The 5,960-nt window shown below is 69.7% G+C and carries 6 protein-coding genes; 3 read left to right on the forward strand and 3 right to left on the reverse strand.

Annotation, left to right across the window (positions count from 1 at the left end; all coding sequences use genetic code 11):
* Nucleotides 1-341: 341 nt before the first annotated feature.
* Together ACFWPS_RS53645 and ACFWPS_RS53650 are read left to right on the forward strand one after the other, a co-directional pair.
* Entirely contained in the window at nucleotides 342-1,562 is a 1,221-nt protein-coding gene (locus ACFWPS_RS53645) for an acetyl-CoA C-acetyltransferase (RefSeq protein WP_383721809.1), read from the forward strand.
* A 289-nt stretch (nucleotides 1,563-1,851) separates the two neighbouring features.
* Nucleotides 1,852-2,625, forward strand: coding sequence for a hypothetical protein (locus ACFWPS_RS53650; RefSeq protein WP_383721811.1), 774 nt, complete (start codon nucleotides 1,852-1,854; stop codon nucleotides 2,623-2,625).
* Between the two features lie 162 nt (nucleotides 2,626-2,787).
* Here ACFWPS_RS53650 and ACFWPS_RS53655 read toward each other — a convergent pair whose 3' ends face one another.
* A complete protein-coding gene (locus tag ACFWPS_RS53655; RefSeq protein WP_383721813.1) occupies nucleotides 2,788-3,099 on the reverse strand; it encodes a hypothetical protein in 312 nt (103 codons plus the stop codon).
* A 118-nt stretch (nucleotides 3,100-3,217) separates the two neighbouring features.
* On the opposite strand from ACFWPS_RS53655, the gene ACFWPS_RS53660 reads away from it, so the two are divergent.
* Nucleotides 3,218-3,448 carry a DUF4287 domain-containing protein gene (locus ACFWPS_RS53660; protein WP_189268002.1) on the forward strand — a complete coding sequence of 77 codons (231 nt, stop codon included), beginning with the start codon at nucleotides 3,218-3,220 and terminating at the stop codon, nucleotides 3,446-3,448.
* A gap of 73 nt (nucleotides 3,449-3,521) precedes the next feature.
* Here the strand turns inward: ACFWPS_RS53660 and ACFWPS_RS53665 are convergent, their stop codons facing one another.
* A complete protein-coding gene (locus ACFWPS_RS53665) occupies nucleotides 3,522-4,382 on the reverse strand; it encodes a Bax inhibitor-1/YccA family protein (RefSeq protein WP_383721815.1) in 861 nt (286 codons plus the stop codon).
* A 195-nt stretch (nucleotides 4,383-4,577) separates the two neighbouring features.
* Nucleotides 4,578-5,756 carry a 4-hydroxybenzoate 3-monooxygenase gene (locus ACFWPS_RS53670; RefSeq protein ID WP_383721817.1) on the reverse strand — a complete coding sequence of 393 codons (1,179 nt, stop codon included), beginning with the start codon at nucleotides 5,754-5,756 and terminating at the stop codon, nucleotides 4,578-4,580.
* Nucleotides 5,757-5,960: the final 204 nt, after the last annotated feature.

Consider the following 5,960-nt stretch of genomic DNA (forward strand, 5'->3'; position numbering starts at 1 on the left):
CGAGTAGGACAGAGAGGTAGCGGTCGCTGGGGCGGGGGGGCGGCGCGTGCCGGCGCGGGCCGGGTTCCTCCCCCGGCCTTCGGCCGGGGGGACCCCAACGCCCACCCGTGCCGCCCTGCGGCACGGGTGGGCGCAGCTATGTCTTTCAGGGGCGCGGGGAACTGCGCGAGCAACCCCCACCCGCCCGCACCCGACGACGTGCCCCCGGCACACCGGCCAAGCAAGCGCTTAGAAAGTGCGGTCAGTGTCACACCCCGACACCGGTGACCGATGACATACGTACAGGTAACTTCCGAAGCGGCCCTGCCAACCCAACCCCCATACGCCAATGGAGCCGTGAGATGCCCGAAGCCGTCATCGTCTCGACCGCCCGTTCCCCGATCGGCCGCGCCGTCAAGGGCTCCCTGAAGGACCTGCGCCCCGACGACCTCACCGCGACGATCATCCAGGCCGCCCTCGCGAAGGTCCCCGAACTGGACCCGCGGGACATCGACGACCTGATGCTCGGCTGCGGCCTCCCCGGCGGCGAGCAGGGCTACAACCTCGGCCGGATCGTCGCCGTACAGATGGGCATGGACTACCTGCCCGGCACCACGATCACCCGGTACTGTTCCTCGTCCCTGCAGACCAGCCGCATGGCCCTGCACGCCATCAAGGCCGGCGAGGGCGACGTCTTCATCTCGGCCGGTGTCGAGATGGTCTCCCGCTACGCCAAGGGCAGCTCCGACGGCCTCCCGGGCACCACGAACCCGGTCTTCGACGAGGCGCAGGCCCGTACCGCCGCCACGGCCGCGTCCACCGGCTCCACCTGGCACGACCCGCGCGAGGACGGCCTGGTCCCCGACCCGTACATCGCGATGGGCCAGACCGCCGAGAACCTGGCCCGCATCAAGGGCGTCACCCGCGAGGACATGGACGAGTTCGGCGTCCGCTCCCAGAACCTCGCCGAGGAAGCCATCAAGAACGGCTTCTGGGAGCGGGAGATCACCCCGGTGACGCTGCCCGACGGCACGGTCGTCAGCAAGGACGACGGCCCGCGCGCCGGCGTCACCCTGGAGGGCGTCGCCGGCCTGAAGCCGGTCTTCCGCCCCGACGGCCTGGTCACCGCCGGCAACTGCTGCCCGCTGAACGACGGCGCCGCCGCGGTCGTCATCATGAGCGACACCAAGGCCCGCGAGCTGGGCCTGACCCCGCTCGCCCGGATCGTGTCGACGGGCGTCACCGGCCTCTCCCCCGAGATCATGGGCCTCGGCCCGGTGGAGGCGAGCAAGCAGGCCCTGAGCCGCGCCGGTCTCACCATCGACGACATCGACCTGGTCGAGATCAACGAGGCGTTCGCCGCCCAGGTGATCCCCTCCTACCGCGACCTGGACATCCCGCTGGAGAAGCTGAACGTGAACGGCGGCGCCATCGCCGTCGGCCACCCCTTCGGCATGACGGGCGCCCGCATCACCGGCACGCTCATCAACTCCCTCCAGTTCCACGACAAGCAGTTCGGTCTGGAGACGATGTGCGTCGGCGGCGGCCAGGGCATGGCGATGGTCATCGAGCGCCTCAGCTGACCCTCCGAGTCCCTGAGTGACCGTCACGGAACCCACCGTGACAACACGGCCCGGTGTTCGAGAAAACCCCGAACACCGGGCCGATTTGTGATCCAATCTCCCCCAGGATGTGACCTATCTCCCTCCATGGAGATATCACCGCAGGTCAGCGCCGTTGTCCCGGTAAACCCCAGGGCCAAATTCCTGTCCGTTTCGTGACGTTACGCACTGACAGCTTGATAGTCCACCCTTCAAGCTGATGTAGGAAGTCGGGGGTCGACTTTGAACCGGGAGTACGTCAGTGAGCGCCATGCCGATCGCTTTGCTGCTCACCACGGCCGCCACGGGCGCCGTGGGCGTCGCTGTCCTGCGCACCGTTCTCAAGCTGCGCCGCCAGGTCGCCGAGCTGCACACCCAGCTTGCCCAGAACCAGGCCGCGACCTTGCGCGCGCTCATGCCGGCGGCCCGGAGTCATGCCGCCGCCGAGGAGATACGCGCCGCCGTGGCGGAGGCGCTGGCCGAGGAGCGGGAGCGGGAGCTGGCCGAGGCGCGCGCCTTCTGGGCCGCGCAGGAGGCGCGTGACGCCTCCGACGCGCCGTCGCTGCTGGGTCTGGCGGACGGCGAACCGTTCCTGCCCCGGCAGACGGACTTCGTGGGTCTAGAGCCGGTCGCCGAGCCGGCGACGGAGACGGACGAGTTCACCGGGGAGTCCCCGGAACTGGCCGCGGCCCGCCGCCGTCACCCGTCCCACCCGGACTTCGTACCGGTGCAGTCGCCGGTGGTGAACGACCATGAGCGTACGGTCGCGACGCTGGAGCAGCTGGCCGAGTCGCAGGTCGAACTCTCCGACGTCCGCCCGGGTCCGCTGGGCACGCTGGACGTCTATGTCTTCGCCGACGGCACGACCCTGTGCATGACGCCGGGGCACCGGGAGACGGCGGAGCGGCTGGCTGCCGCCCTGAGCGCCGGTGAGACGCCGTACCTGCTGGGCGGTTCGGGGATCTCCGGCGCGTACACGCTGACGTTCGCGTGCGGCGAGGAGAACGTCTACATCCTGGCGGACAGGGTCATAGCGTCGCTCTGAGGTTTTGAGGCGCGTTGTCGGGTGCGGCGCCATCGTGGCTGGTCGCGCAGTTCCCCGCGCCCATGAAGGGGCGCACTGCAGCGCCCCTTCTTCTGCCTTCAGGGGCGCGGGGAACTGTGCGAACAACCCCCACGCACCCGCACCCGACAACGCACCGCCGCCTCACACCCCCGCCCTCTTCTGCGCCTCCTCCACCAAGCGCACCGCATCCCCCACCTCGGCCTCGTTCTCCAGCACCACCGCCAAGTCGTTCCCGGCCACGGTGATTTGGTCGGCCACCGCGAACATCCCCGCGTCCGGCATCTCGCGGCTCTCGGCGCCCGGCTCCTCGACCGCCTGCGCCCACCGGGCCAATTCCCTCGCCAGCCCCAGCGCCTCCGCGGCGGCGCCCCGCTGCAACCGGCTCTGCGGTGCCGCCCTCAGCTTGTCGGCGAAGTGTTCCACGGCACGGGTGAGAGGCGTCGTATCAACCACGCCGTGAGCGTAACGCGTGCCACCGGCTGTCTTGTCACGACTGTTGCCAACACGCCAACACTCAGGCACCGTGACGTGAAGGACCGGCTACAACCCCCTTTGCGCACCGGAGGCGCCGATGTCCCAAGTCTTCTCCATGGAGACCCATCGCAACCTGCTCGCCCGCATCCCCCACTGCACCGGTCGTGAAGTGTCCGACTGGCTGCGTACCGTCGACGAAGGCCCGTCCCTCTTCTGTTTCGAGGAAAAGGTCAGCTGGCTCCGCCACGAGCACAACCTCGCGTACGGCCACGCGAAGGCGTTGATCCATGAGTACGACCTGAGGAGGGCCGCGCGCAAACTTCTCTAGGCGCGCACGCACACAGACGGCGAAGGGCCCCGGGGCGACGACCCCGGGGCCCTTCTCAGCCCGTCTCGCGCGGCTAGTCGTTACTGCTGAAGATCGCCACCAGACGCAGCATCTCGATGTAGATCCACACCAGCGTCATGGTGAGGCCGAACGCGGCCAGCCAGGCCTCGTTCTTCGGGGCGCCGTAGGCGATGCCGTCCTCGATCTGCTTGAAGTCGAGGGTCAGGAAGAACGCGCCGAGCAGGATCGCGATGATGCCGACGATCGCGCCGAGCGGACCGAAGCTGCGCAGTCCGCCGTTCTCGGCGACGCCGAACGCGACCAGCAGCAGGTTGACCGCCATGACCAGCACGAAGGCGATGGCGATGGCCATGCCGATGCGGGCGTAGCGGGCGGTGACGCGGATCCAGCCGGCCCGGTAGACCAGCAGGGTCGCGGCCGAGACCGCCATGGTGCCGAGCACCGCCTGGAACGGGGCGCCGCTCCACTGGCTGTTGTACATCTCGCTGATGACACCCAGGAAGACGCCCTCGAAGGCGGCGTAGCCCAGGATCAGCGCGGGCACCGGGGTGCGCTTGAAGCTCTGGATCATGGCCAGGACGAACGCGATGATCGCGGAGCCGATGGCCAGGCCGTAGCTGGTGGTCGTGACCGGCAGCAGCGCCCAGGCGAGGACCGCGCCGACGGCGACCGTGCCGAGCGTCATCGCGGAGCGCGTGATGACGTCGTCCATGGTCATCCGGCCGGTGGTGGCCGGGGCCTGCGGCGGGGCGCCCTGCTGAATGTCCTGCTGGGCGTAGGGGTTGTTCGCGTACGGGTTCTGCGCGTACGGGTTGCCCTGTGCGTACCCGGCCTGCGGCGCGGTGTTGAAGCCCGCGTAGCCGTTGTCGCGGCTGAACCCCCGTCGCGAGAAGACCGGGTTGCTGCTCCTCATTTCACTCCTCCATGGCCACCGTGCGTGGCCTTGGCATCAAGAGTAATGGATTGGCAAAAGACTGACCCTACTACCTGCGGAGGATCTTTCCCTCACCCTGCTGCGCAACACGCTACGCGGAGCCCTGATTCCCGGCCATGGAGGGCTTCATTCCATGACGAAGCCGGAACATGACCGGAATCGACCGGAGATCCCTCAGGCATCCAGGGGGAAGCCGGTGTAGGCCTCCGCCAGGTCGGTCTCGGCGGCCCGGGAGGAGGCGATCCGGCCGAGCCGGGCCAGCTGGAGCCGGGCGTCGAAGGGGCTGTCGCCGGGGCCGGGGTGGAGCATGCTCGTCATGTCGTACGAGAACCGCTCGGCCTGCCAGATCCGGCGCAGGCAGGTCGCCGAGTAGGAGTCGAGCAGCTCCGGCGAGCCCGTCTCCCGCTCGTGGACCAGGGCGCGGGCGAAGGTGACGACGTCGCCCACCGCCAGGTTCAGCCCCTTGGCGCCGGTCGGCGGCACGATGTGGGCGGCGTCCCCGGCGAGGAAGAGCCGGCCGTGCCGCATGGGCTCGTGGACGTACGACCGCATGGGCGTGACCGACTTCTGGGTGATCGGGCCGCGCTCCAGGCGCCAGTCGTCGTCGGTCTCGAAGCGCCGCTCCAGCTCGTCCCAGATCGCCTCCTCGGTCCACTCCTCGGCGTCCGTGCCGGCCGGGACCTGGAGGTAGAGACGGGAGACGGACGGGGAGCGCATGGACAGGAGGGCGAAGCCCCGGTCATGGCGGGCGTAGACCAGTTCGTCGTGGGAGGGGGCGACGTCGGCGAGGATGCCCAGCCAGGCGTAGGGGTAGGTGCGTTCGAACACCCGGGAGAGGGACTCGGGGAACGCGTCGCGGGCGACGCCCCAGAAGCCGTCGCAGCCCACGACGTAGTCGCACTCCAGGACGGACTCCCGGCCCTCGTGCCGGAACCGCACCCGGGGCCGCCCGCTCTCGGCGTCCTCGACCGCCAGCGCCTCCGCCTCGAAGAACAGCGGACCGCCCTCCTTGAGCTGGAGGGCGATGAGGTCCTTGCAGACCTCGGTCTGGGCGTAGACCATCACGGACCGGCCGCCGGTGAGGCCGGGGAAGTCGACGCGGTGGCGCTGCCGGTCGAAGCGGAGCTCGATGCCGTCGTGGCGCAGGCCCTCGCGGTCCATGCGCTCCCCGGCGCCGGCCGCGCGCAGCACGTCCACCGTGCCCTGCTCCAGGATCCCGGCGCGCTGGCGGTGCTCGACGTAGGAGCGGTCACGGCTCTCCAGGACGACCGAGTCGATGCCCGCGTTGTGCAGCAGCCGCGCGAGGAGGAGGCCGGCGGGTCCGGCTCCGATGATGCCGACGGTGGTGCGCATCGGTCGTTCCCTTCCGTTCCGTGGACGGGCGTCCTCACCCGGGGATTCGAGCGTAGGACGCCTGATGGAGTTCGCCTGGTTCGTCTGGTGAAATTTCCTTCACCAACCTCCCCAGAGTCTCCGTCCGGTCGTATCCCCTGTCAATGGACGCGGGTCGACGGACGCGGGTCATGGGACGCGGCAGGCCGCCGGGCCCGCGGGAGG

Origin of the sequence: Streptomyces sp. NPDC058457 (assembly GCF_042720695.1) — a bacterium.
GTDB lineage: Bacteria > Actinomycetota > Actinomycetes > Streptomycetales > Streptomycetaceae > Streptomyces.

Coding starts and splice junctions, on each gene's coding strand:
- ACFWPS_RS53645 (WP_383721809.1), top strand. CDS start 342: ATGCCCGAAGCCGTCATCGTCTCGACCGCCCGTTCCCCGATCGGCCGC.
- ACFWPS_RS53665 (WP_383721815.1), bottom strand. CDS start 4,382: ATGAGGAGCAGCAACCCGGTCTTCTCGCGACGGGGGTTCAGCCGCGAC.
- ACFWPS_RS53660 (WP_189268002.1), top strand. CDS start 3,218: ATGTCCCAAGTCTTCTCCATGGAGACCCATCGCAACCTGCTCGCCCGC.
- ACFWPS_RS53670 (WP_383721817.1), bottom strand. CDS start 5,756: ATGCGCACCACCGTCGGCATCATCGGAGCCGGACCCGCCGGCCTCCTC.
- ACFWPS_RS53650 (WP_383721811.1), top strand. CDS start 1,852: ATGCCGATCGCTTTGCTGCTCACCACGGCCGCCACGGGCGCCGTGGGC.